Consider the following 24,787-nt stretch of genomic DNA (forward strand, 5'->3'; position numbering starts at 1 on the left):
GTGCTCGGGCAGGATGCCGGCGTGGGATACGTGGACGTGGCAGCGGTCGGGCACATCCTTCCCGACGGCCGGGAACTCTTCTCCGACGTGTCGTTCCGGGTCGGGGAGGGCGCCAAGGTGGCCCTGGTCGGGCCGAACGGCGCGGGCAAGACGACGTTGCTGCGGATGGTCGCCGGCGACCTGCCGGTGAAGACCGGCGCGATCGCGCGCGCCGGCGGGCTGGGCGTGATGCGCCAGTTCATCGGGATGATCGGCGACGAGTCGACGCTGGCCGACCTGGCTCTGTCGCTGGCGCCGCCCGCGCTGCGCGACGCCGGCCGCCGGCTGGTCGAGACCGAGGGGGCCATGCGCGCCGCCGAGGTCCGCGGCAAGTACAGCACCGCCGCCGGCAAGGCCCAGCTGGCGTACGCGGACGCGCTCGCGGCCTGGGGCGAGGTCGGCGGGTACGACGCCGAGGTGCTCTTCGACACGGTCGCCACCATCGTGCTCGGCCTGCCCTGGGAGAGCGCCCGGGAACGGCCCGTCCGGACCCTCTCCGGCGGCCAGCAGAAGCGCTTCGCCCTCGAACTGCTGCTGCGCGGCCCCGACGAGGTGCTGCTCCTCGACGAGCCGGACAACTTCCTCGACGTGCCCGGCAAACGGTGGCTGGAGGGGCGGCTGCGGGAGTCGACCAAGTCGGTGCTCTACGTCTCGCACGACCGGGAACTGCTCGCCCAGACCGCCGACCGGGTGGTCGCCGTGGAGGGCGGCAGCGCCTGGGTGCACCCGGGCGGCTTCGCGAGCTGGCACTCCGCCCGGCTGGCCCGGCACGCCCGCCTCGACGAGCTGCGCAGGCGGTGGGACGAGGAACACCAGAAGCTGCGCGAGCTGATGCTGATGTACAAGCAGAAGGCCGCGTACAACGACGGGCTGGCGTCGCGCTACCAGGCCGCGCAGACCCGGCTGCGCAAGTTCGAGGAGGCCGGGCCGCCGCCCGTACCGCCGAAGGACCAGGACATCCGGATGCAGCTCACCGGCGGGCGGACCGGCAAGCGCGCGGTGATCTGCGAGCAGCTGGAGCTCGACGGCCTGACCTTCCCGTTCGACCTGGAGATCTGGTACGGCGACCGGGTCGCGGTGCTCGGCGCCAACGGCACGGGCAAGTCGCACTTCCTGCGGCTGCTCGCCCGGGGCGGCACCGACCCCGACCCTGCCAACGGGCCGGTCGACGGCGCCGCCGCGCTCGCGCCGGTGGTGCACGACGGGGTGGCCCGGCTCGGCGCGCGCGTGCGCCCCGGGCACTTCTCGCAGACCCACGACCGGCCGGAACTGATGACGAAGACCCTCGTCGAGATCCTCTGGCGGGGCGACGAGCACCGGACCGGCATGGACCGGCACGCCGCGATGGCGGCACTGAGCCGGTACGAGCTGGCGGGGCAGGGCGACCAGCGCTTCGGCACGCTCTCCGGTGGCCAGCAGGCGCGCTTCCTGGTGCTGCTGCTGGAGTTGTCCGGCGCGACCCTGCTGCTGCTCGACGAGCCCACCGACAACCTCGACCTGGCCTCGGCGGAGGCGCTGGAGGCGGGGCTGACCGCGTTCGAGGGGACCGTGGTGGCGGTGACCCACGACCGCTGGTTCACCCGCACCTTCGACCGGTTCGTGCTCTTCCGGGGCGACAACGAGGTGGTGGAGACACCGGAGCCGGTCTGGGACGTGGCGTGATCCCCGCCGACCTCGCCGACCGCCTCTGCGTCGTCGACGGGGTCGTCGCCGTCGCGCTCGGCGGCAGCCGGGCCCGGGGCGAGCACCGGCCCGACTCCGACTGGGACCTCGGCCTCTACTACCGGGGCGAGCTGGACGTGCCGGGGCTGCGCGCCGTCGCCGCCTCGGTGGCCGACGAGCAGGTCGACCTGACCCCGCCCGGTGGGTGGGGGCCCTGGGTCGACGGCGGCGGATGGCTGCGGATCGGCGGGGCGGCCGTCGACTGGATCTACCGCGACCTCGACCGGGTGCGCCGGATCTGGGCCGACTGCCGGGCCGGCCGCTACGAGGTCGGCGTGCAGGCCGGGCACCCGCTCGGCTTCTACTCGCCCGCGTACGTCGGCGAGGTGGCGTACTGCCGGGTGCTCGGCGACCCGACGGGTGAGCTGACCGCGCTGCGGGAGGAGACGCTCGCGTACCCGCCCGCCCTGGCCGACGCCCTGACCGCCGGCGGCTGGGAGGCCCGGTTCCTGATCGACGGCGCGGCCAAGGCCGCCGTGGCCGGCGACAGCGGGTACGTGGCCGGCTGCCTGTTCCGGGTGGTCGGCGTACTCGCCCAGGTGCTGCACGCCCGGGCCGGGCGGTGGCTGGTCAACGAGAAGGGCATGATCGCCTCCGCCGGGCGGCTGCCGGGCGCGCCGCCCGACTTCGCCGGGCGGGCGCAGGCGCTGCTGGGCGGGGTCGGGCACACGCCGGACGAGCTGGCCGGCACGCTCGCCGCCGCGCGCCGGCTGGTCGCCGACGTGCTCGACTGACGGTTCGCAGCGTGCGCCCGGCAGCCGGCATAGGGTGGATCTCGTGACTGAGATGACCTACCGCCGGTTGGGCGACTCCGGGCTCGTGGTGTCCGTGGTCGGCATCGGCTGCAACAACTTCGGCCGCAAGCTCGACCTCGACGGCACCCGGGCGGTGCTCGACGCCGCGCTCGACGCCGGGATCAACTTCTTCGACACCGCCGACATCTACGGAGAGCCGCAGGGCGGCTCCGAGGAACTGCTGGGCCAGGCGCTCAAGGGCCGGCGCGACGACGTGGTGGTGGCCACCAAGTTCGGCATGGACATGAACGGGATGAACGGCCCCGACTTCGGCGCCCGGGGCGCCCGCCGCTACATCGCCCGGGCGGTGGAGGCGTCGCTGCGCCGGCTCGGCACCGACCACATCGACCTGTACCAGATGCACGAACCGGACCCGGGCACCCCGATCGACGAGACGCTCGCCGCGCTCGACGACCTCGTCCGCGCCGGCAAGGTCCGCTACCTGGGCAACTCCAACTTCGCCGGCTGGCAGATCGCCGACGCCGACTGGGTGGCCTCGTCGAACGGCCGGTCCCGGTTCATCAGCGCACAGAACCACTACAGCCTGCTGGAGCGCGGCGTCGAGGCCGAGGTGGTGCCGGCCTGCGAGCGCTTCGGCCTCGGGCTGCTGCCGTTCTTCCCGCTGGCCAACGGGCTGCTCACCGGCAAGTACAAGCGCAACGAGGCCCCGCCGGCCGGCAGCCGCCTCGCCGGTGGCGGCCGGTACGCCCAGCGACTCGCCGCCGCCGACTGGGACACCATCGAGGCGATCGAGGCGTACGCCGCCGAACGGGGGCTGTCGATGCTCCAGGTGGCGATCGGCGGGCTGGCCGCCCAGCCGGCGGTGACCTCGGTGATCGCCGGCGCCACCACGCCCGAGCAGGTACGCGCCAACGCGGCGGCGGGCACCTGGCAGCCCACCGACGAGGACCTCGAAGCCCTGCGCGCAACCTTCTGAGCCCTCACCCCGCCCGGGCACCGCAGCACTGCGCCACCGGGGCGGTGTGCCACTCGTCACCCGCGCCGACGCTGAGGGCGGTGCGCTACCCGCTACCCGCTACCCGGTGACCGTTGGCTGTGGGGTCTGCGGGTGGCTCAGTGGACGTCGGGCAGGAGGCGCCGCCAGGACGGCCCGCGCAGCATCGTCCAGGTGAGGAGGCCGTCGGCGACGGCGGCGCTGGCCCGGAACGGCAGGAAGGCCAGGCGGGGTGGTACCCGGGCGGCGGAGGGCATCCGGACAGCATCGCGTGACGGGACGGTCACCCGCCGCCCCGCCCATCGGGTTCGGGCGGTCGATGTGAAATCCGCATCCCGACCTTGGCGGATCCGGCGATCCGTCGTACGGTGACACCCGCAAGTGACCCACGGGAGCCCGGTGGACCGGGCTGAGAGGGGGGCTGTCAGCCCCCGACCGTCGAACCTGATCCGGGTAATGCCGGCGCAGGGAGGAGTGTTGCCGTGCCGTCCCTCGGACGACTGCATCTCATCACCGACACCCGCCCCGGGCGGGACCCGCTCGCCGTGCTGCGGGCCGCCCTTGCGGTGGCCCGCGCGGAACTGGTCGTGCAGGTCCGCGTGGAGGACGACGCCACCGACCGGGAAGCGTACGACCTGGCCCGTCGGGTGGTCGCGCTCTGTGCCCCGTACGACGTCGCCTGCCTGGTGAACGACCGGCTGCACGTGGCGCTGGCGGCGGGTGCCGCCGGCGGGCACGTCGGCGCGGACGACCTGCCGGTCGGGGCGGCCCGCCGGGTGCTCGGCGCGACCGCCGTGCTCGGTGCCACCGCCCGTGAGCCGGGGACGGCCGCCGAGGCGGTCGCCGCCGGGGCCAGCTACCTGGGCGTGGGCCCCTGCCACGCCACCGGCACCAAGGCGGGGCTGCCGGCGCCGATCGGCCCGGCCGGGGTACGCGCCGTCGCCGACGCCGTGGACGTGCCGGTCGTCGCGATCGGCGGCGTGACCGCCGCGCGGGTGCCCGCGCTGCTGGCCGCCGGGGCGTACGGGGTGGCGGTGGTGGGGGCGCTCTCCGGGGCGGCGGATCCGGGTCGGGCGACGGCGGAGCTGCTGGGAGCGCTGGGGTGCTGAACCGACCGGACGTCGCCGTGGTGGGGGCGGGACCGGTCGGGCTGGCGATCGCCTGGCGCTGCGCGCAGCGCGGACTGCGGGTCGTCGTCCACGATCCCGCCCCGGGCTCCGGCGCGTCCCACGTCGCCGCCGGGATGCTCGCGCCGGTCGCGGAGGCGTACTTCGGCGAGCACGAGCTGACCGGGCTGCTGACCGCCTCCGCCGCCCGCTGGCCGGCGTTCGCCGCCGAGCTGACCGCCGCCACGGGCGTGGACGTCGGCTACCGGACCGAGGGCACGCTGATGGTCGGGCTCACCGCCGACGACCTGGCCGAGGCGCGCCGGCTGTGGGCGTACCAGCAGGGGATCGGACTGCCGGTGACGCCGCTGCGCCCGTCGGCGCTGCGGGACCGTGAGCCGGCGCTGGCGCCCCGGGTGCGCGGCGGCGCGCTCGCCGAAACCGACCACCAGGTCGACCCGCGCCGGCTCGTGCCCGCGCTGCGCACGGCCGCCGAGCGGGCCGGCGCCACGCTGGTGCCCGCCGCCGTGCGCTCCCTGTCCGACGTGGACGCCGAGGTCACCGTGGTCGCGGCCGGCTGCGGCGCGGCGGCCCTGACGGGGCTGCCCGTGCGGCCGGTGAAGGGGCAGGTGGTCCGGCTCCGCGCGCCCGGCGGCGCGCCGGGCTTCCGGCACGTCATCCGGGGGTACGCCGACGGCGAGCACGTCTACCTCGTGCCCCGCGCCGACGGGGAGGTGGTGGTGGGCGCGACCGTCGAGGAGCGCTTCGACACCGACGTGTCCGCCGGGGCGGTGCTGCGCCTGCTCCGCGCCGCCGTCGACCTGCTGCCCGAGTTGGCCGAGTACGACCTGGTCGAGACCCTCGCCGGCCTGCGCCCCGGCACCCCCGACAACGCCCCGATCCTCGGCCCGCTGCCCGGCCGGCCCGGCGTGGTCGCCGCCACCGGGCACCACCGGCACGGCATCGTGCTCACCCCGGTCACCGCCGACCTGATCGCCGAGCTGGTCGCCACGGGTGCGGCGGACCCGCTGCTCGCCCCCTTCACCCCGGCCCGGTTCGCACCGGCCGCCGCCAGACCGGCGGGACCCGCCGGGCCGGACGTCGCGGTGGCCCGCCGGGCCGGTCCCTTCGTAACCGAGGAGGAGCACACGTGGAACTGACGGTGAACGGGGCCGGGCGCAGCCTGCCCGGCGGCTCGACCGTGGCGGACCTGGTCCGCGCGGTCACCGACCAGCAGCGCGGCCTCGCCGTCGCGGTCAACGGGGAGGTGGTGCCGCGTACGGGCTGGCCGGCGACCGTGCTGCGCGACGGCGACCGCGTCGAGGTGCTCAGCGCCGCACAGGGCGGGTGACGCGGTGAGCTTCGACCTGGGCGGCGTGAGCTTCACGTCCCGGCTGATCCTCGGCACCGGCGGCGCGGCCAACCTGCGCGTGCTGGAGGACGCCATCCGTGCCTCCGGCACCGAACTGGTCACCCTGGCCCTGCGCCGCGTCGACACCGCCCCCGGCACCGCCGGCGGGCTGCTTGACCTGCTGGACCGCTGCGGCGTACGGCTGCTGCCGAACACCGCCGGCTGCTACACGGCGGGCGAGGCGGTCAAGGTGGCGCACCTGGCCCGGGAGGCGTTCGGCACGGACTGGGTGAAGCTGGAGGTGATCGGCGACGAGCGCACGCTGCTGCCCGACGGGGTGGAACTGCTGCGCGCCGCCGAGGAACTCGTCGACGACGGATTCGTCGTGCTGCCGTACACGTCGGACGACCCGATCCTGGCCCGCCGGCTGGCCGACGTCGGCTGCGCGGCGGTGATGCCGGCGGGCGCCCCGATCGGCTCCGGCCTGGGCGTGTCGAACCCGCACCACATCCGGCTGATCCGGCAGGGCGTCGACGTGCCGGTGATCCTGGACGCCGGCATCGGCACCGCCTCCGACGCCGCGCTGGCCATGGAGCTGGGCTGCGACGCCGTGCTGCTCGCCAGCGCGGTCACCCGCGCCGCCGACCCGGTGGCGATGGCCACCGCGATGCGGTACGCGGTCGAGGCGGGCCGGCTCGCGTACGGGGCGGGCCGGATCGCCCGCCGCTTCCATGCGCTCGCCTCCACCCCGGACGAGGGACGGCCGGACCTGTGACCCGCCCCGTCCCCACCCTCGGCCCCGCTTTTGCTCCGCTGGGTCCAGCTTTGGATCTTGGTAGGAAAGTGCCCCTGGAGGGGCCGTTTCCTACCAAGATCTCGGGCGGGCCGGCCGGCGTCGTGCTGCTGACGGATCGACGGCGGGCTCGGCGGCCGTTGGCCGAGGTCGTTGCCGGGGCGGTGGCCGGGGGAGTGCGGTGGGTGGTGCTGCGGGAGAAGGACCTCCCGCGGGCCGAGCGCTCCGCCCTCGCCGCCGAGCTGCGCGCGATCCTCGCCGAGGCGGGCGGCACGCTGATCGTCGCCGGCCCCGACCCGCTCGACGGCGACGCGGTGCACCTGCCCGCCGCGGGGCCGTACCCGCCGCCGAGGCTCGGCCTGGTGGGCCGCTCCTGCCACGACCGGACGGAGCTGGCGCGACTGACCACGGAGGACTACGCCACCCTCTCGCCCGTCTACCCGACCAGCACCAAGCCGGGCTACGGCCCACCCCTGCGCCCGGACGGACTCGGCGCGCTGATCCGGCACAGCCCCGTGCCGGTCCTGGCGCTCGGCGGAGTGCGTAGCCCGGACCAGGTGGCCGCCTGCGTCGAGGCGGGAGCCGTCGGCGTGGCGGTGCTCGGCGCGATCATGCGCGCCGACGACCCCGAGGCGGCAGCCGCCACCCTCACGGCAGCCACCGACGCGGCGAGCCGGACCAGGCACGGTCGGCCGCAGCCCGCAAGCGCGACGACCGTGCAGGCCCGGCGCGAGATCCCGTACGCCATCACGGAAGAGGAACGATGACCCCGACGACCGTGCTCACCATCGCCGGCTCCGACTCCGGCGCGGGCGCCGGAATCCAGGCCGACCTGAAGGTCTTCGCGGCCCTCGGCGCGTACGGCACCAGTGTGCTCACCGCGGTCACCGCGCAGAACACGAGGGGCGTCGACGCCGTGCTGCCCCTGCCGCCCCGCACCGTCACCGAGCAGCTCGACAGCGTGCTCGCCGACTTCACCGTCCGCGCAGTCAAGACGGGGGTGCTCGGCACCCCGGCGGTCGCCGACGCGGTGGCGGACGCCGCCAGGGAGGGCCGGCTGCCGCACCTCGTCGTCGATCCGGTGCTCGTCGCCACCAGCGGGCACCGGCTGGGCGTGGTCGCCGCCGTGGAGCGGCTGTTGCCGTACGCGCAGGTGGCGACGCCGAACTGCGCGGAGGCCGCGGCCATCACCGGACGCCCGGTGACCACGGTCGAGGAGATGGTGGCCGCCGCCGAGGCGCTGGCCGCCGGCGGGCCGGCGCACGTGGTGGTGACCGGCGGCGACGTGGACGCCGACGGTGAGGCGGTCGACGTGCTGCACGGGGGCGGCGTCACCACCCTGCTGCGCGCGCCGCGGGTCGACACCCGGCACAACCACGGCACCGGGTGCTCGTTCTCGGCGGCGATCGCGGTCCGGCTGGCGCGCGGCGACGAGGTGTCGACGGCGGTCGCCGCCGCCAAGGAGTACGTCCTCCGCGCGCTGACCGGCGCGCGGCACTGGGAGCTGGGCGCGGGACGCGGCCCGCTGGACCACTTCGGCTGGTCCGCTTGATCACCAGGGAGGCTGTCATGCAGGCACGTCGCAAGGTGTACGTGGAGGGGCCCCGGCCGGACGTGCGGGTGCCGTTCGCCGAGGTGGAACTGACCGGCGACAACCCGCCGCTGCGGCTCTACGACACCTCGGGTCCCGGCTCCGATCCGGAGGTGGGGCTGCCACCGCTGCGTGCGGGGTGGATCGCCGAGCGCGGCGACGTCGCACCGGTGCGGGGCGCGGGCACCCCGCTCGCGGGCGCGGACGGCCGCCGCCCCACCCAGCTCGCGTACGCGCGGGCGGGCGTGGTGACGCCGGAGATGGAGTTCGTGGCGGTCCGGGAGGGGATGGCGCCGGAGTTCGTCCGGGACGAGATCGCCGCCGGGCGGGCCGTGCTGCCGCTCAACGTCAACCACCCCGAGTGCGAGCCGGCCATCATCGGCAAGGCGTTCCTGGTGAAGGTGAACGCCAACATCGGCACCTCGGCGGTCTCCTCTTCCGTCGCCGAGGAGGTGGAGAAGCTGACCTGGGCCACCCGGTGGGGCGCGGACACCGTCATGGACCTGTCGACGGGGAAGCGGATCCACGAGACCCGCGAGGCGATCGTGCGGAACTCGCCGGTGCCGATCGGCACCGTGCCGATCTACCAGGCGCTGGAGAAGGTCGGCGGCGACCCGGTGAAGCTGAGCTGGGAGGTGTTCCGGGAGACCGTCATCGAGCAGGCCGAGCAGGGCGTCGACTACATGACGGTGCACGCCGGGGTGCTGCTGCCGTACGTGCCGCTGGCGGTGGACCGGGTGACCGGGATCGTGTCGCGGGGTGGCTCGATCATGGCGGCCTGGTGCCTGGCGCACCACGAGGAGAACTTCCTCTACACGAACTTCGCCGAGCTGTGTTCGCTGCTCGCACGGTACGACGTGACGTTCTCACTCGGCGACGGGCTGCGTCCCGGCTCGATCGCCGACGCCAACGACGAGGCGCAGTTCGCCGAGCTGCGCACCCTGGGCGAGCTGACGAAGGTCGCCTGGGAGCACGACGTGCAGGTGATGATCGAGGGCCCCGGCCACGTGCCGATGCACAAGATCAAGGAGAACGTGGACCTCCAGCAGGAGTGGTGCCACGAGGCGCCGTTCTACACCCTCGGCCCGCTGACCACCGACATCGCCCCCGCGTACGACCACATCACGTCGGCGATCGGCGCCGCGATGATCGGCATGTTCGGCACCGCGATGCTCTGCTACGTGACCCCGAAGGAGCACCTGGGGCTGCCGGACCGCGACGACGTGAAGGCCGGCGTGATCGCGTACAAGATCGCTGCGCACGCGGCCGACCTGGCCAAGGGGCACCCGGGCGCGCAGGCGTGGGACGACGCGCTGTCCAGGGCGCGGTTCGAGTTCCGCTGGGAGGACCAGTTCAACCTGTCGCTGGACCCGGAGACCGCGCGCTCGTACCACGACGCGACCCTGCCGGCGGAGCCGGCGAAGACGGCCCACTTCTGCTCGATGTGCGGCCCGAAGTTCTGCTCCATGAAGATCACCCAGGAGCTGAAGGAGTACGCGGCGCGCGGCATGCAGGACAAGTCGGAAGAGTTCCTCTCCTCCGGCGGCCGGGTCTACCTGCCGCTCGCCTGAGCGGCGCGACCGGGCGTCCGGCGGCGACGCCCGTCTCCGCCGACGTTCGAGGGGCGGACGCCGCCCCGGCTCCGGTCACCACGGGCGGGGCGGGCGTCGCCCGGTTGGTCAGTCGCGGTGGTGGCGGCCGGTGGAGCGCAACGACCGCCGGCCGCTCTCCTGCTCGGGTTCGTTGTCCGGGACCGGCTTGCTGAGGCCGGTGACCCAGTCCACGTACTCCTCGTCCTGCGCCGGCAGCGGCTCGGAGTCCCGGTCGGCCGGGGCGTCCTCGGCCCGGGGCCGGTTGCGGCGGAAGAGACCCAGCCGGCCCCGGCCCCGCCCGGTGGGCTGCTCGGCCTCGGCGGGCGCCGGGGAGCTGGGCGCCGGCGCCTCCGCCCGGGCGGTGGGGTTGCCGTTCTCCGGCGCGGCGTCGGCGGGCGCCGGGACGGGACCGCCCCGTCGTGCGGTGGCGAGCGCCTCCCAGTTCGCGGCCCGGGCCAGGTCGGGCATCGGGGCCCGGTGGCGGGGCCGAGGCGTCGGGTCGGGCGCGGGTTCTGTGGCCGGCTGTGCCGCCTCGCCGGTGCCGTCGACCTGGGACCGGGGTGCCACGGGCCAGGCCGGCGCGGGCGGGGGCGCGGTGCCGGCGTCCGGCTCGACGGCCCGGCCGGGAGCCGCCTCGCCGTCCGCCGCGAAGAACGGCACCGCGCGGTGGCCGCTGTCGTCCGGCCCCGGTACGCCGGAACCCGCAACGGCCGTGCTGCCGGGCGCGGCGTCGGACTCGGGGCCGGTCACGCTGCTGGGCTTGACATCGGTCGTGCTGCCGGACCTGGCCCCGGTCGTTTTGCCGGACCCGGACCCGGCTTCGGTCGTGTTGCCGGACCTGGCCCCGGCTTCGGTCGTGTTGCCGGACCTGGCCCCGGTCGTGACGTGGGGCTCGGACCCGGTCGTGTTGTGGGGCGCGGTGCCGGGCGCGGTGGCCCCGGCCTCGGGGGCGCCCGTGGCGACGGGTACCGGGCCCGCACCCTCCGGTGCCGTGGTGGCGGCGGGCTGGCGCGTCGAGCGGGGCTTACGGGTGCGGCGGGGCTTGGGCGCGTTCGGGACACCCCGCTGGTCGGCGACCGCTTCTGCCGGCTGTCCTGCGGGTGCGGGCCCCTCGGCCGGCTGTGTTGGTCCCTCTGCCGGCTGTGCCGCGGGCGTCGCCGCTCCGGCCGGCTGCGCCGCGGTCGTCGCCCCTCCGGCCGACCGTTCGGCGGGCGTCACCTCCCCGGCGGGCTGCGCGTCGGGCGTCGTCTTCCCTGCTTGCGGCACCTCGTCGGCGACCGGGGCGACCGGTGCGGCCGGAACCGTCGGTGCGACCGGTGCGACCGCGAACGGTGGGGCCGGGGCGTCCGGTGCGGACGAGGTGCCCGGGGCGCGCTCGTCGGTGCCGTCCTGGGTGCGGGTGGGCTCCGGTTCGCGCGGTCGGTCGACTGTGGGCGTGTTGCCGGGAGCCGAAGCCGGCGGTTCGGCCGTCCACGCGGGAACCCCGCTCGCCCCGACGTCGGCGGTGGGAGCCGGGACGGTTCCGCCGTCGGCGGGCCAGTCCCAGTGCAGGGGCACGGCCCGGGGCGCCGGGCCGTCGCCGGTGGCGGCGGTGACCACACCGGAGCCCGTACCGCCGCCGGCCTGGTCGGCGACGACCAGGGTGGCGCCGGCCAGGTCGACCGTCTCCGGCTCGTCGCTGTTGGTGGGCGCCGGGGTATGCGGCAGGGCCGGACCGGTGGGCAGCGGCCGGAGGATGTCGGTCGGCTCGATGGCCCCGGTGGGGGCGGTGCGCGTGACGAGCGGCCAGCGCAGCAGCGCGGCCGCGGCCGATCCGAGCGCGCCGAGGGCCACCGCGAGCAGCGCCGCGTAGTACGGCGTGAGTTGGTAGCGGTCGGCGGTGTCGCCCGGACCGGCGGTCAGGTAGGCGAACGCGACCAGCGCCGGTCCCGCCACCCCCGTCGCGCCGCTGACCAGCGGCGGGTGGCCCCGCCACCGGGCCAGCCCGCCGGTCGCCGCGCCGGCCAGCAGCGCCACCAGCGGCAGGACCACCAGGGCCAGCCCCTGCACCGCGCCGGCGTCGAGGGACGACGGCTCCAGCACCCCCAGTCGTACGGTGTCCAGCGGGCCGGTCGAGACCAGCGACGGCGCCACCGAGACCAGGGCCAGCAGCCAGAGCGCGCCCGCGATCGCCGCCACGTTCCATCCCACCGGCGGCTGGAGCAGGACGGCGACGGCGGCGCCCGCGCCCACCAGCGCACCGAGGACCGCGCAGATGCCGACGGCCCAGACCGGGTCCATCGAGACGAGTTCGGCCGCCCGGGCCGGCTGCATGCAGAGCGGCGCGACGACGGTGGCGCCCAGCGCGGCGGCGGCGGCGACGGCGAGCAGGCGCCCGGTGCCGGGCATCCCGCCGTCCCGGCGGGCCAGGCGCTCGGTGAGCACCGCGCCCACCACGGCGGCGTTCGCCGCGAACCAGCCCGCCCAGACGAGCTGGGCCGGCCACTGGTTGGCGGTGGCGCCGGTGAAGGTGCCGGAGAGCCGGACGATGCCGAAGCCGAAGGCGATGCCGAGCTGACCGGCCCCGGCCAGCAGGCTCACCCCGAGCGCGGTGAGCAGCAGTCTGCCCCAGGTCCGAAAGGCCATGTCCGGCACGTTACGCACCTGTTGACCAGGCCGCCACCGGCGCGCCGCGAGCGGGGGGCGACCCGCCGGCCGGCGGTTACTTCAGTTCGACCAGCCGGGCCAGGTACGTCGTGTCGCCCACGTTCGTCAGCATGTGCACGGCGCCCGGATCCCGGTAGACCACCCCGCCGGTCGGCTCGTCGGCGTCGATGAGGGTGCCGTCGATCGTCTGCACGACGTTCTTCGCGCCCTGGATCGCCACCACGAGGTACGGGTGGTCGTGCCGGTGCAGCGGCTGCCGTTCGCCCGGCTCCAGCCGGATGTGCCAGACGCGGACGCGGTCGTTCTCGTACACGATCTCCTGGCCCACGGGGCCGAGTTCGAGGTGTGCGTCGGTCATCGGGTTCCGTCCAGTCTGGGGAGCACCTCGGCGGCGATGAGTTCCAGGTGGCCGAGGTCGGCGAAGTCGATCAGGCGAAGGTGCACCCGGGTGGCGCCGACGGCGGCGAACTCGCCGATCCGGTCGACGAGCTGCGCGGGCGAGCCGACCACCGCGTCCTCCGGCGGCAGCGCGCTCGTGACGTGCAGCGGGGCGGCGCGGCGTTGCGCCTCGGCGTCGGTGCGGCCGATCGCCACCACGATGCCGGCGGAGAGGGTGAGCGGGGCGCGTCCCGACTCGGCCCGGCCGGCCCGGTCGCAGGCCTCCCGCACCCGCTCGTACGCGGCGGCGGTCTCCGCGACGGTCTTGAACGGCATGTTGAACTCGTCGGCGTACCGGGCGGCGAGGTCGGGGGTGCGCTTCGGGCCGCGTCCGCCCACGATGACCGGCGGGCCGGGCACCTGCACGGGCTTCGGCAGGGCGGGTGCGTCCACCAGTCGGTAGTGGTCGCCGGTGAAGCTGTACGTCTCGCCCGGCGGCGTCCGCCACAGCCCGGTGATGATCTCCAACTGCTCGGCCAGCCGGTCGAAGCGCTCGCCGACGCCGGGGAACGGGATGCCGTGGGAGGTGTGCTCGCGTTCGTACCAGCCGGCGCCGATGCCGAGGTCGACCCGGCCGCCGCTCATCTGGTCCACCTGGGCCACCATCACGGCCAGCGGGCCGGGCAGCCGGAAGGTGGCGGAGGTGACCAGGGTGCCGAGCCGGATCCGGCTGGTCTCGCGGGCCAGCGCGGCCAGCGTCAGCCAGGCGTCGGTCGGGCCGGGCGGCGCGGGCTCGTCACCCATCGCCTGGTAGTGGTCGGCGCGGAGGAAGCCCTCGAAGCCACCGTCCTCGGCCAGCCGGGCGAAGCGGAGCTGGTCGTCGTAGCTGGCGCCCCGGTGCGGCTCGGTGAAGACGGTGACCCGCACGCTCATCGTGTTTCCGCGCCGGCTGTCACCGGCAGGTCCCGCTCCATGAGGAGTTCGTGCAGGTCGGCGCTGACCCGGGCGACGTCCGCCAGGTGCGCGTTGCGGCCGAGGGTGCGCGGTCGCGGGATGTGCACGTCGACCACCTTGCGGATCCGGCCGGGGCGAGGGCTGAGTACGACCACGCGGTCGGCCAGCAGCACCGCCTCGTCGATCGAGTGGGTGACGAAGACGACGGTGGCCCCGGACGTCATGTGCACGCGCTGCAACTCGCCGGAGAGTTCCTCGCGGGTGAGCGCGTCGAGCGCGGAGAACGGCTCGTCCATCAGCATCACCCGGGGCTCGCCGATCAGCGACCGGCACAGCGAGACCCGCTGCTGCATGCCGCCGGAGAGTTCGTGCGGCAGCCGCTTCTCGAAGCCGCCCAGCCCGGCGAGTTCCAGCAGTTGCCGGGCCCGGTCGCGGTGCTTGGCCCGCTTCCAGCCGAACATCTCGACCGGGAGCAGGACGTTGTCCAGGACGGTGCGCCAGGGGAGCAGGGCCGGCCGCTGGAAGAGCATCGCGATGTCCCGGCGGGGCTTGGTGATCGGCGTACCGGCCACGGTGATGGTGCCCTCGCTGACCGGGAGCAGGCCGGCGATCAGGCGCAGCATCGTGGACTTGCCGCAACCGGAGCGGCCGAGGACGGCGACGAACTCGCCCGCCGCCACGTCGAGGTCGATGCCGCGCAGCGCCTCGACCCGGCCGCTGCGGCCGTCGAAGGTGCGGGACACCCCGGAAAGCTTGATCATCTCCGGCGGACCTCCTGAGTGGGCGATCAGCGATCGCGGCCCAGGGTAACGGCCCGGTGTGGACGACACGTCGTCCGGGGTGGAAGCGAGGATTTTTCCGTAACGAAACCCATACGCCGGGCATTGTCAGGGCCGGTTTCTCGTACGCTGTGCCAGCTAAGAGTCCCCTCACGACGGTTGGTGCCGGCCCAACCCCTCGGCCGGCCCGCCAGACAACCCCCTCCGGCGGCGGCGCGCCGCTCCGGTCGGAAAGGACATGGTGCACTGATGAGAAGGCTGACCCGTACGGTCGCTGCCGCTGCGCTGGCCACCGCCCTCGCCCTGGTCTCCGGGTGCAGCGGCGACTCGGACTCCGGCGCTGACGCCAAGGGCGGCAACGGCGCGGCGTTGGAGAAGGTGACCTACCTCACCTCGTTCGGCAACTTCGGCCGTGACTCCTACGCCTGGGTCGCTAAGGAGAAGGGCTTCTTCAAGGAGGCCGGGTTCGACGTCGACATCAAGCCCGGTCAGGGCACAGGTGCGGTGATCCAGCAGGTCGTCGGCGGCCAGGCCCAGTTCGGCCCGATCGACCTCACCGGCGGTCTGCTCCAGCTCGGTAGCGGCCAGGCCAAGGACTTCGTCGCGGTCGCGGCGATCCAGCAGCGCACCATGGCCGCCATCGCCACCGTCGAGGGCAAGGGCATCGCGTCGCCGAAGGACCTGGAGGGCAAGAAGCTCGCCGACACCGAGGGCTCCGTCGTGCGCAACCTCTTCCCGACGTACGCCCGGATGGCCGGCGTGGACGCGAGCAAGGTGCAGTGGGTCAACGGTCAGGCGCAGGCCCTGATGGGCATGCTCGGCTCCGGCACGGTGGACGGCATCGGCCAGTTCGTCGTCGGCCAGCCGACCATCGAGACGGTGACCAAGCAGAAGGCCGTCATGCTGCCCTACAGCAACGTGATGCAGGACCTCTACGGCAACGTGCTGATCACCTCCTCCAAGATCGCCAAGGAGAAGCCGGAGATGGTCAAGCGGTTCACCGGGGCCCTGATGAAGGGCCTGGAGTACGCGCTGACCAACCCGCAGGAGGCGGGCGAGCTGCTGAAGAAGAACGTCGACGCCGCCAACCCCGCCGCGGCCGCCGCCGAGCTCCAGCTCATGGCCGGCTACGTGCGCTCCAACAACTCGGGCACTCAGCTCGGCACCCTGGACAGCGGCCGGGTCGCCAAGAGCATCGCGATCCTGCAGGGCGCCGGCGCGCTCAAGCAGAACATCACCCCCGACCAGATCATCGACTTCAGCCTCGCGCCGAAGGCCTGACAGCCGCCCACCGTGGCACGGGGGTGCGGTCGACCGGGGCGACCCGGTGGACCGCACCCCCCGTCGCGTGCCGGCCCGGCCGGCAGGAGAGGAGAATCCGTGACGGAGACGACCGGTACCCGGCCCGTCCGCACCGGGGCGGAGCCCGCGCCCCGGCCCGCGGCCCCGCGCCGCTCCGGCGTACGCCCGGCGGCCGTTGGGCTGCCGCTGCTCGGCGCGGTGATCACGCTGGCCGCCTGGTGGCTGGTCACGTCGGGCCTGCAACTGGTGCACCCGGTGTCGCTGCCTCCGCCGCAGGCGGTGTGGAAGGCGCTGGTCGCGGGCGCCGACGTGCTGGTGCCGGCGCTGGGCGTCACCACCACGATGACGGTGGTCGGCTTCCTGCTGTCGGCGGTGGCCGGGGTGCTGATCGGGATGGCCCTGGCCGGGTCCCGCCGCGTCGAGCGGATGTTCGCGCCGCTGCTGGTGGCGGTCAACGCGGTGCCGAAGATCGCCCTCGGGCCGCTGCTGGTGGTCTCGGTCGGCTGGGGTACGAAGCCGATCCTGACCATGGTGTTCCTGCTCTGCTTCTTCCCGGTCGTGCTCTCCACGACGACCGGTCTCACCACCACCCCGGCCGACCTGGCCGAGCTGGCCCGGTCGCTGAACGCCTCGTGGTGGCAGGCGTTCCGCAAGGTGCGCTTCCCCGCCGCGCTGCCACAGATCTTCGTCGGGCTCAAGGTGGCGATGCCGCTGGCCGCGATCGGCGCGGTGATCGGCGAGTTCTACTCCGACAAGCCGGGGCTGGGCTACCAGATCCTGCAGTACAACGGCGTGGGGGACACCGCGACCGCCTGGGCGGCGATCGTGTTGATCGCGCTGATGAGCATCCTGCTCTACAGCGCACTGTCCCTGGTCGAGCGGCTCGCCCTGCCATGGGTCCGCGCCACCACGTCGGCCCGCTGAGGCGTCGGAGCGGTCGATGGTGTGGCCCGCCGGGGTACGGCGGGCCACACCGACGCGTTGGTCCGACGCGGTCGCGTGCGCCGGATTCCCTCCACCACCGACCGGCCCGTCAGCCCGCGAGGCGCCAGCGCCCGTTGCGCGCGACCAGGGTGGTGAGGGCCTGCGGCATCAGGCCGGAGTGGTTGTCCGGGGTCATCCGGATCGGCCCGGAGAGACCGTCCAGCTGGGTCGTCTCCAGCACGTTCCGGACGCCGTCGCGGTCGACCTCGCCGGGCTCGCCGCCCGAGCGGAGTACGGCGTCGGCGATGAGCTGCACCGCGTCGGCGGCGAACGAGGAGGATCCGTTGTAGCCGCCGAAGCGGGCGGTGTAGTCCTGGAACCACTGGCGGCGGGCCGCCTTGGCCGGGGTGGTGGCGATGACGTCGTCGATCACCATGGTCTGGGTGAAGACCAGCGTGGTGCGTTCGGTCGCCGCGGACGCGGCACCGAGGAAGAGGTCGCCGGCCGCCGACGCGTCGAAGAGGAGCTCGCCCTCGAACTTGGCCTTCTGGGCGGCGGTGGCGGCCAGCGTCGCCTGCTCCGCCGGGGTCCAGACGACCAGCGCGTCCGGCTTCTTGCCGATCAGGCCCTCGACCGGCTTGGCGACGTCGGTGTCGGTGGTGCGCACGGCCTCCTCGCGCAGCAGCTTGACGCCGGCCTTCGCGAACTCGGCGCGCAGCGCGGTCAACCCCTCGCGGCCGTAGGCGTCGTCGCTGTGCAGCACGCCCGCCTTGCGGACACCCTTGCGGCGCATCTCGCCGGCGAGGGCGGCGGCGCTGTCGGCCGCGTTCGGGGAGAGCTTGAACACGTACCGCCGATCGGCGACCGGGGTGGACACGGCGCTGGAGGCGGCGAGCGCAATGGTGGGAATTCGCTTCTCGTTGATGGTGCGGACGGCGCCGACGGCGCATTCGTTGCAGCCGCCCATGATGATGGCGCTGACTTGGGAATCAGCGCTGAAGTCACCGATGTTGCGCAGCGACTCGCTCGCGTCCGACCGGTTGTCCTTCACCCGCAGCTCGACCTTCCGGCCGTTGAGCGCGCCGGAGGCGTTCAGCTGCTCGACCTTCAGTTCCAGCGCCCGCTGGTACGCCTTGCCGACGGGCGCGGCCGCGCCGGAGAGTTCGAGGTCCGCAGCGATGACGATGGGACTCGTGTCCTGCTCGTCCGCCCCGAACTGGCAGCCGGTGAGCGTGGTGGCCAGCACGGCCGATGCGAGCGCCGCGGCGGTCGCGGAGCGGATGGGGCTCAACTCAGTCCTCCAGATGCGGCCCGGGCGGTACCCGGTCACCGCCGGGTTGTCCGTCCTCAGTAGAGGAGCGGGATCGGTCTGCCGTACGGTGTGCGCGAAGCCTGCAAAACCTTGCCAACGCCGGGCCCTGCGGTCAAGCGGAGCCTCGGATGCGTTTCGGGACGCGTATCCCACATGGTGGGGCAACGGGAAGTTTGCAAACGCTTACTAATACGACACGGATGACCACTCTGGAGTTACATGCCCTGTTCACGGGCATGGAGAATTGAAGGTATTAGTTGACCGGATCACGGGATGCGAGCCCTCAGACCGTTTCCTACCCCGTCGCGACTTCCCAAACAGGATCAGTTCTGATGAAATCGCGGCCGTGCCGCGTGTGGCGCAGTCCGCTGCACCGGGCGCGAGTCGGCGGGGCAGGCGTGGAAGAAACGACGGAGGCGATGTCGTGAGCACCGGACCGACGACCCTGCCCGCGAGTGGCGACACCGAACAGCCCAAGCGGCGTCGGCTGCCCAGGCTCCGCGACGTGCGGATCCGCTCCAAGCTCGCCCTGATCCTGGTCGTGCCGGTCGCCGCGGTGCTCGCGTTGGCCACGGTCCGACTCGTCACCATCGGTGAGAACACCTTCGACGCCAACCAGGCCCGGGCGCTGACGGCGCTCTCCATCGACGTCTCCGCGCTGACGCAGGACGTGCACGCCGAGCGGATGGCCGCCGCCGCCTTCCTGTCGACGCCGCAGCAGAAGGCCGACGCCTACAACCTGCGGGTGCGCAGCACCGACGAGCGGGTCGAGGAGTACCGGGCGGAGCGCGGACGGGTCGGCGAGGTGCCGGCCGCCGTACGGGAGCGGCTGGCGACCATCGACGAGCACCTGGAGACGCTCGCCAGCACCCGGCAAAAGGTGCTGGACCGCCAGCAGATGGCGGTCGCCGAGGCGGCGCTGCGCTACGGGATCATCATCACGGACCTGGTCGCGTACGGCGACGGGCTGGCCCAGCTGCCCGGTGACGAGCGGCTCGCGGACGCCCGGCGCGCGGTCGCCGCGTTCGCCCGCGCCAAGGCGGCCGTCGCCGAGGAGCAGTCGGTCGTCTACACCGCCCTGCTCTCGCGCCAGCTCGACGAGGAGCAGTTCTCCTCCTTCGTGGCCACGTTGACCAGCCAGCAGGAGGCGCTGGTCGCCTTCTCCCTGGCCGCCGACCCGACCCAGCGTGCCCTCGTCGACAGCACGGTCTCCGGCGACGCGGTGACCCTCGCCGACCGGGTGGCCGCCGACATCACCCGCTCGGTCGGGCAGGCCGCGCCGGTGACCGCCCAGGACGCCACCGCCGCCATCGGCGCGGTCAACGACCTCATGCGGTGGGCCGAGATCCGGCTCCAGGAGCGGCTGCTCAGCCAGGCCGACCAGGCCCAGTCGGACGTCGTCCGGCAGGCCTTCATCGAGACGGGGCTGGTGCTGCTGACCCTCATCGTCGCGGTGACCCTCGCCGTGGTGCTGGCCCGCTCGCTCAACCACTCGCTGCGCCGGCTGCGGGAGGGCGCCCTCTCGGTGGCGAACCACGACCTGCCGGACGCGGTCAAGCGGCTGCAGAACGTCGGCAACGTCGGCGACGGCGGCGTCGAGGAGATCGTCCGGCAGGTACGCGACCCGATCAAGCTCAACAACCGCGACGAGGTGGGCCAGGTCGCGCTCGCCTTCAACGTCGTGCACCGCGAGGCGGTCCGGGTGGCGGCCGAGCAGGCCGCGCTGCGTACCAGCGTCTCGGCGATGTTCCTCAACCTGGCCCGCCGCAGTCAGACCCTGGTCGACCGCATGATCGGCGAGCTGGACGCGATCGAGCGCGGCGAGGAGGACCCGAAGCGGCTCGCGCAGCTCTTCGAGCTGGACCACCTCGCCACCCGGATGCGCCGCAACGACGAGAACCTGCTCGTCCTGGCCGGCGCCGACTCGGCCGTGCCGCGCCGCGACGACGCCCTTCTGGTGGACGTGCTGCGGGCCGCGCAGTCCGAGGTGGAGCTCTACAACCGGATCGAGTTCGGCACCGTCGACACCGACATCTCGGTGGCGGCGCACGCGGTCAACGACGTGGTGCGGCTCGTCGCCGAGCTGCTCGACAACGCCACCCGCTTCTCGCCGCCCACCACCACCGTGGTCGCCGACGGCCGGCGGATCCGGGACTACGTCCTGATCCAGGTCGAGGACCGGGGCCTCGGCCTGACCGACGACCAGCTCGACTCGCTCAACCGGCGACTGGCCGCCCCGCCGAGCGTCGACGTCGCGGCGTTCCGGCTGATGGGTCTGGCCGTGGTCAGCCGGCTGGCCTCCCGCTACGGCATCCGCGTGGAGCTGCGCCGCAACGTGGAGGGCGGCACCGTCGCCCAGGTGACGCTTCCCGCCGCGACGGTGGTGCTGCCGCCCGTGCACAGCCGGGACCAGCAGATCACCCGGCCCCGGCAGCCGCTCGCGGTCGAGCAGAACCCGCTCACCCCGGCCGGCCTCGGCGAGCCGGCCGGCGCGGGGCGTACCGCCTCGGCCACCCTCACCGACCAGTGGCGGTCCGCCGCCCCGACGCCGTGGCAGGCCCCGGAGCAGGCGCGGGACACCGCGGCCCCGGTGCAGGCCGGCGGCCTGACGTCGCCGCCCCCGGCGGCACCCCCGGCCCGGCCGGCCTTCGCCGGCGGAGGCCCCTCGGTCGGTACGCCGACCGTCGCGTACCCCACGGTCGACGCGCTGCCCAAGCGCGTCCCCGGCGGGGACGCGCAAGCGCCGGGCGCGCCGGCGCTGCCGGTCGGCCCGATCGCCGGCTCGCCGGCCACCGGGCTGTCGGCGGGGTTCGCCGGCTCCGCCCGGGAAACCGGCTTCGGCACCGACCCGGGCGCCGGCCGCGGCCTCGGGGCCGGCCTGGCCGCCACGGCCTCGCCCGCTCCCGCCCCCGCCGCGCCGATCACCCCGCGCGCCGAACTGCCGGCCGAGGCGCCGATCTTCCGGGAGATGGAGGCGGTGTGGTTCCGGTCGCACGGTAACGACGCCACGGCCATCTTCACCCGCCCCGACTTCAGCCAGTCGGCCGCGGCCCAGCAGGCCGCCGGGGCGCCCAGCGCCGCAGCACCCGCCGCACCCGCCGCCGGGACGCCGGCCGCCGCCCAGCCGGCACCGGCGCAGCCGCGCGCGCCCCGACTGCCCACGCGTACGCCGGGCAGCACCGACACCGCTCCGCTGCCCGTGCAGCCGGCACCGCCGGCGTACACCCCGCCGGCCGCGGCGCGACCCGCCACGCCGGACACACCCCCCGCCGCGCCTCCCGCGGCGCCCCCCGCCGCGCCGGTCGCGGACCCGCCCCCGGCGGCGCCCGCGTCCGACACGGACGCCTGGCGCACGGCGGCCGACGAGGGCTGGTCCCGGGCCAGTCGGGCGGCGGCCCCCGCCACCGCCGGCACCACCCGCTCGGGGCTGCCCAAGCGGCAGCCGCAGGCACAGCTCGTGCCCGGCGGGATCGAACCCCGGAGCGGCCGCGACCGCAGCCGGCGTACCCCGGACGAAGTTCGGGGCCTGTTGTCGGCCTACCACCGCGGCGTGCAGCGCGGCCGGGCGGCCGGAACGGACCAGGACAGCACCTCGACCAAGGAGACGAGTCGATGAACAGGCCAGCGGCCATGCAGGACATGAGTTGGTTGCTCACCAACTTCGCCGACAGCGTGGCGGGGATCGCCCACGTGGTGGCGGTGTCCGCCGACGGGCTGCTGCTCGCCTCCTCGCGGGACCTGCCCGCGGACCGGGCGGACCAGCTCGCGGCGATCACCTCGGGCGTGGTCAGCCTGACCGAGGGCGCCGCCCGGATGTTCAGCGCCGGCGGTGTGCTCCAGACGGTCATCGAGATGGACAGCGGCTACCTGTTCCTGATGTCGATCAGCGACGGTTCGTCGATGGCCGTGCTGGCGGCCCGCAGCTGCGACGTCGGTCAGGTGGGTTACGAGATGGCGCTGCTGGTCGAGCGCGTGGGTGCGGCGCTGGTGCCGCTGCCCCGGGACGCGGTGCGGTCCTAGCGGGCGCGACGCGCGGACCGTGCGTCGCCAGGAACGAGAGGATCCGGTGCCCGACCAGGGGCCCGGCCGGGAGAGGAGGTGATCGTCGATGGACCAACGGCGCGTGGACCCACGTGGTGCGCTGGTACGGCCGTACGCGGTCACCCGCGGCCGGACCGAGGCCCGGATGGACATCGCCTTGGAGGCGGTCCTGACGGCCAGCGCGACCCAGGCTGCGGAGGCCCGCTTCGCGGGGCACGACAAGCACCGCATCGCCACCGTTTGTGAGGGCCGGGCGCAGTCGCTGGCCGAGATCTCCGCGTACACCCGGATGCCGCTGGGCGTCACCCGGGTGCTGGTCGCCGACATGGTGGCCGAGAGCCTGCTGACGCTACACACTGCCGCTCCCGCCGAGGGGTTCGAGGAGCGGATGGAAATCCTTGGAAGGGTGCTAAGTGGACTTCGCAGGCTATGACCCCGCCGGGGCCCGCCGAAACCGGGGAATCATCTCCGCGAAGATCGTGGTCGCGGGTGGCTTCGGCGTGGGCAAGACGACCCTGGTCGGCGCGATCTCGGAGATCACCCCGCTGAGAACCGAGGCGGTGATGACCGCGGCCGGTGTCGGCATCGACGACCCGTCCAAGGTGCCGGGGAAGCAGACCACCACGGTCGCCATGGACTTCGGCCGGATCACCATGGCCGAGGACCTGATCCTGTACCTCTTCGGCACGCCCGGCCAGACCCGGTTCTGGTTCATGTGGGACGAGATCATCAAGGGCGCCGTGGGGGCGGCCGTGCTGGTGGACACCCGTCGGATCACCGACGCCTTCGCGCCGCTGGACTACTTCGAGAACCGCCGGCTGCCGTACGTCGTGGCGTTGAACCGCTTCGACGGCGCGCCGCAGTACGAGCTGGAGGAGGTCCGCGAGGCGCTGGCCATCTCGCCGGACGTGCCGCTGGTGCTGACCGACGCCCGGCACCGGGACGCGGTCAAGCAGGTGCTGGTGACCGTCGTGGAGCACGCCATGCTCCGCCTCGAGGCCGAGCACGGCCGGGGCTACCCGGCGCCGGTCGGCTGATCGGGACGGCTCCCGCCTCCGGGCCGCGTCAGTCGACCCGGAGGCGGTAGCCGCGCTTGACGACCGTCTGCACCACCCGGGGCGCGCGCAACCCGGCGCGCAGCCGGGCCACCGCCATCTCCACGGCGTGCTCGTCGGCGCCGCGCGGCAGCGTACGCAGCAGGGCGGTCCGGGACAGCACCCGACCCGGCGAGCCGCACAGCGCCCGCAGCACCGCCATCGGCGCCGGCGCGAGCGGACGCAGTTCGCCGTCGACCACGGCGGCGTGCCCGCGCAGCGTGAGCAGGTGACCGGCCACCTTCAGGGTGACCGTCCGGCGCGGCAGTTCGTCGACGATGGTCCGCACCAGGGCGCCCAGCCGGGCCCGTGCCGGCGCGCTCACCGGCACCCCGCGCCGCAGCAGCGGCTCCGCGGTGACCGCGCCCACGCAACTGGCGAGCACGTCACCCCGGAACGCGGCGAGCACCGCCTCGGAGCGGTCCCCGGCGGCGCGCAGCAGCGCCTCGGCCGCCGGGGCGGAGGTGAAGGTGACCGCGTCGACCAGCCGGCCGGCGACCAGGTCGATCAGCCGGTGCAGCGGGGCCGGGTCGGTCGGCGGCGCCCAGCGGTAGACGGGCACCTCGATGACGGTGGCGCCGGCCGCCTCCAGCGCCAGCGTGCACTCGGGCTGCCGCTCGCCGTGCAGTTGCATGGCGACGACCTGCCCGGCCACGCCGCGCCGGCACAGGTGCTCGATCACCTCGTCGCAGCTCTCCGAGTCGGGTGACCACTGGTCGTGCAGGCCGGCGGCCCGGATGGCCCCGCGCGCCTTGGGTCCCCGGGCCACCACGTACGCGTCGGCCAGCACGGCGCGCAGCGGCTCGGCCAGCCCCCAGCCCTCGGCCGCCTCCAACCAGCCGCGCATGCCGATGCCGGTGTTGGCCATCAGGACGTCCGGCGGCCGGTCCAGGCAGGCCCGGGTGGCCTCCCGCAGGTCGGTGTCGTCGGCCAGCGGCACGATCCGCAGGGCCGGGGCGATCACCACCCGGGCGCCGCGCCGCTGGAGCAGCGCGGCGAGTTCGTCCCGCCGGCGGTCGGCGGTCACCCCGATGGTGAAGCCCGCCAGTTCGTCGCGCATTCACTCCTCCTGTCGCAGCCGCACCTCGACCAGGCCGTCCCGGCAGCGCACGTCGTGCCGGGGCGCGACGACGCCGGGCAGGTCCAGGCAGACCCCGGTGCGCAGGTCGTACACCTGCTTGTGCAGGGGCGAGGCGACCGTCGGCACCCCGCCCCGGCTGCCGACGATCCCCCGCGACAGCACGTACGCCCCGGTGACCGGGTCGCGGTTGTCGAGGGCGAACAGCCCGTCGGCGGTGCGGAAGAGGGCCACCTGCACGCCGTCGACGAGCGCGGCGACGCCCCGGTCGGGCTCCAGCCGGTCGAGCGGGCAGACCGGCGTCCAGGTGCGCGTCGGGTTGGGCATCGTGATCGT

At 74.5% G+C, this 24,787-nt stretch carries 24 protein-coding genes and 1 riboswitch; of the genes, 16 read left to right on the top strand and 8 right to left on the bottom strand.

The genetic code is table 11. The features are described from left to right. Positions 1 to 21: 21 nt before the first annotated feature. From EV374_RS01210 to EV374_RS01220, 3 genes are read left to right on the top strand one after another with little or no spacing between them, the layout of a single operon-like run. Entirely contained in the window at positions 22 to 1,701 is a 1,680-nt protein-coding gene (locus EV374_RS01210; protein ID WP_132230915.1) for an ATP-binding cassette domain-containing protein, read from the top strand. After that, on the top strand, positions 1,698 to 2,495 hold the full coding sequence (locus tag EV374_RS01215; protein WP_132230916.1) for a nucleotidyltransferase domain-containing protein: 798 nt from the start codon (positions 1,698 to 1,700) through the stop codon (positions 2,493 to 2,495). The genes EV374_RS01210 and EV374_RS01215 overlap by 4 nt, the downstream gene beginning before the upstream one ends. Positions 2,496 to 2,529: 34 nt before the next feature. After that, positions 2,530 to 3,492, top strand: a complete 963-nt coding sequence (locus EV374_RS01220; RefSeq protein ID WP_207913790.1) for an aldo/keto reductase — start codon at positions 2,530 to 2,532, stop codon at positions 3,490 to 3,492. Positions 3,493 to 3,629: 137 nt separating this feature from the next. Here the strand turns inward: EV374_RS01220 and EV374_RS32370 are convergent, their stop codons facing one another. Next, positions 3,630 to 3,767 carry a hypothetical protein gene (locus EV374_RS32370; protein WP_165947694.1) on the bottom strand — a complete coding sequence of 46 codons (138 nt, stop codon included), beginning with the start codon at positions 3,765 to 3,767 and terminating at the stop codon, positions 3,630 to 3,632. Positions 3,768 to 3,889: 122 nt separating this feature from the next. Beyond that, positions 3,890 to 3,998, top strand: a riboswitch (TPP riboswitch). On the opposite strand from EV374_RS32370, the gene thiE reads away from it, so the two are divergent. From thiE to thiC, 7 genes are all read left to right on the top strand, one after another. Next, positions 3,993 to 4,619 carry a thiamine phosphate synthase gene (gene thiE / locus EV374_RS01225; RefSeq protein WP_132230917.1) on the top strand — a complete coding sequence of 209 codons (627 nt, stop codon included), beginning with the start codon at positions 3,993 to 3,995 and terminating at the stop codon, positions 4,617 to 4,619. It overlaps the preceding riboswitch by 6 nt. Next, entirely contained in the window at positions 4,613 to 5,776 is a 1,164-nt protein-coding gene (thiO, locus tag EV374_RS01230) for a glycine oxidase ThiO (protein WP_132230918.1), read from the top strand. Before thiE ends, thiO begins: the two co-directional genes overlap by 7 nt. After that, a complete protein-coding gene (gene thiS / locus EV374_RS01235; RefSeq protein WP_132230919.1) occupies positions 5,767 to 5,967 on the top strand; it encodes a sulfur carrier protein ThiS in 201 nt (66 codons plus the stop codon). Before thiO ends, thiS begins: the two co-directional genes overlap by 10 nt. A 4-nt stretch (positions 5,968 to 5,971) precedes the next feature. Beyond that, positions 5,972 to 6,742, top strand: a complete 771-nt coding sequence (locus EV374_RS01240) for a thiazole synthase (protein WP_088998377.1) — start codon at positions 5,972 to 5,974, stop codon at positions 6,740 to 6,742. A gap of 98 nt (positions 6,743 to 6,840) precedes the next feature. Further along, positions 6,841 to 7,527, top strand: a complete 687-nt coding sequence (locus EV374_RS01245) for a thiamine phosphate synthase (protein ID WP_132231325.1) — start codon at positions 6,841 to 6,843, stop codon at positions 7,525 to 7,527. Next, the gene (gene thiD, locus EV374_RS01250) at positions 7,524 to 8,312 is read left to right on the top strand and encodes a bifunctional hydroxymethylpyrimidine kinase/phosphomethylpyrimidine kinase (protein WP_132230920.1); all 789 of its coding nucleotides are present in this window, start codon (positions 7,524 to 7,526) and stop codon (positions 8,310 to 8,312) included. Before EV374_RS01245 ends, thiD begins: the two co-directional genes overlap by 4 nt. A gap of 17 nt (positions 8,313 to 8,329) precedes the next feature. Next, positions 8,330 to 9,922 (top strand): phosphomethylpyrimidine synthase ThiC, encoded by a 1,593-nt coding sequence (gene thiC, locus EV374_RS01255; RefSeq protein WP_132230921.1) that lies wholly within the window; start codon positions 8,330 to 8,332, stop codon positions 9,920 to 9,922. Between the two features lie 108 nt (positions 9,923 to 10,030). Here thiC and EV374_RS01260 read toward each other — a convergent pair whose 3' ends face one another. From EV374_RS01260 to EV374_RS01275, 4 genes are all read right to left on the bottom strand, one after another. Next, complete coding sequence (locus EV374_RS01260; RefSeq protein WP_486485520.1) at positions 10,031 to 12,568, bottom strand: DNA polymerase III subunit gamma/tau domain-containing protein; 2,538 nt, start codon at positions 12,566 to 12,568, stop codon at positions 10,031 to 10,033. A gap of 76 nt (positions 12,569 to 12,644) precedes the next feature. Next, complete coding sequence (locus EV374_RS01265) at positions 12,645 to 12,947, bottom strand: cupin domain-containing protein (protein ID WP_088998381.1); 303 nt, start codon at positions 12,945 to 12,947, stop codon at positions 12,645 to 12,647. Then, complete coding sequence (locus tag EV374_RS01270; RefSeq protein WP_132231327.1) at positions 12,944 to 13,894, bottom strand: LLM class F420-dependent oxidoreductase; 951 nt, start codon at positions 13,892 to 13,894, stop codon at positions 12,944 to 12,946. The genes EV374_RS01265 and EV374_RS01270 overlap by 4 nt, the downstream gene beginning before the upstream one ends. Before the next feature lie 2 nt (positions 13,895 to 13,896). Continuing rightward, the gene (locus EV374_RS01275; protein ID WP_132230922.1) at positions 13,897 to 14,682 is read right to left on the bottom strand and encodes an ABC transporter ATP-binding protein; all 786 of its coding nucleotides are present in this window, start codon (positions 14,680 to 14,682) and stop codon (positions 13,897 to 13,899) included. A 267-nt stretch (positions 14,683 to 14,949) separates the two neighbouring features. Here EV374_RS01275 and EV374_RS01280 point away from each other — a divergent pair, with 267 nt between their 5' ends. Both EV374_RS01280 and EV374_RS01285 read left to right on the top strand, forming a co-directional pair. Continuing rightward, complete coding sequence (locus tag EV374_RS01280; RefSeq protein ID WP_132230923.1) at positions 14,950 to 15,981, top strand: ABC transporter substrate-binding protein; 1,032 nt, start codon at positions 14,950 to 14,952, stop codon at positions 15,979 to 15,981. Positions 15,982 to 16,080: 99 nt separating this feature from the next. Continuing rightward, positions 16,081 to 16,926 carry an ABC transporter permease gene (locus EV374_RS01285; RefSeq protein WP_132230924.1) on the top strand — a complete coding sequence of 282 codons (846 nt, stop codon included), beginning with the start codon at positions 16,081 to 16,083 and terminating at the stop codon, positions 16,924 to 16,926. Between the two features lie 109 nt (positions 16,927 to 17,035). Here the strand turns inward: EV374_RS01285 and EV374_RS01290 are convergent, their stop codons facing one another. Then, complete coding sequence (locus EV374_RS01290) at positions 17,036 to 18,217, bottom strand: ABC transporter substrate-binding protein (protein ID WP_132230925.1); 1,182 nt, start codon at positions 18,215 to 18,217, stop codon at positions 17,036 to 17,038. Between the two features lie 445 nt (positions 18,218 to 18,662). Here EV374_RS01290 and EV374_RS01295 point away from each other — a divergent pair, with 445 nt between their 5' ends. The 4 genes from EV374_RS01295 to EV374_RS01310 all read left to right on the top strand — a co-directional run bounded on the left by EV374_RS01295 (position 18,663) and on the right by EV374_RS01310 (position 23,316). Continuing rightward, complete coding sequence (locus tag EV374_RS01295) at positions 18,663 to 21,854, top strand: sensor histidine kinase (RefSeq protein WP_132230926.1); 3,192 nt, start codon at positions 18,663 to 18,665, stop codon at positions 21,852 to 21,854. Continuing rightward, entirely contained in the window at positions 21,851 to 22,258 is a 408-nt protein-coding gene (locus EV374_RS01300; protein WP_067359650.1) for a roadblock/LC7 domain-containing protein, read from the top strand. The genes EV374_RS01295 and EV374_RS01300 overlap by 4 nt, the downstream gene beginning before the upstream one ends. An 88-nt stretch (positions 22,259 to 22,346) precedes the next feature. Then, the gene (locus EV374_RS01305; protein WP_088998388.1) at positions 22,347 to 22,712 is read left to right on the top strand and encodes a DUF742 domain-containing protein; all 366 of its coding nucleotides are present in this window, start codon (positions 22,347 to 22,349) and stop codon (positions 22,710 to 22,712) included. After that, entirely contained in the window at positions 22,693 to 23,316 is a 624-nt protein-coding gene (locus EV374_RS01310) for a GTP-binding protein (RefSeq protein WP_088998389.1), read from the top strand. The genes EV374_RS01305 and EV374_RS01310 overlap by 20 nt, the downstream gene beginning before the upstream one ends. A 28-nt stretch (positions 23,317 to 23,344) precedes the next feature. Here EV374_RS01310 and EV374_RS01315 read toward each other — a convergent pair whose 3' ends face one another. Both EV374_RS01315 and nirD read right to left on the bottom strand, forming a co-directional pair. After that, positions 23,345 to 24,433 (bottom strand): uroporphyrinogen-III synthase, encoded by a 1,089-nt coding sequence (locus EV374_RS01315; protein ID WP_132230927.1) that lies wholly within the window; start codon positions 24,431 to 24,433, stop codon positions 23,345 to 23,347. After that, positions 24,434 to 24,778, bottom strand: coding sequence for a nitrite reductase small subunit NirD (gene nirD / locus EV374_RS01320; protein WP_132231329.1), 345 nt, complete (start codon positions 24,776 to 24,778; stop codon positions 24,434 to 24,436). Positions 24,779 to 24,787 lie beyond the last annotated feature (9 nt).

This window comes from Micromonospora sp. CNZ303 (assembly GCF_004345505.1).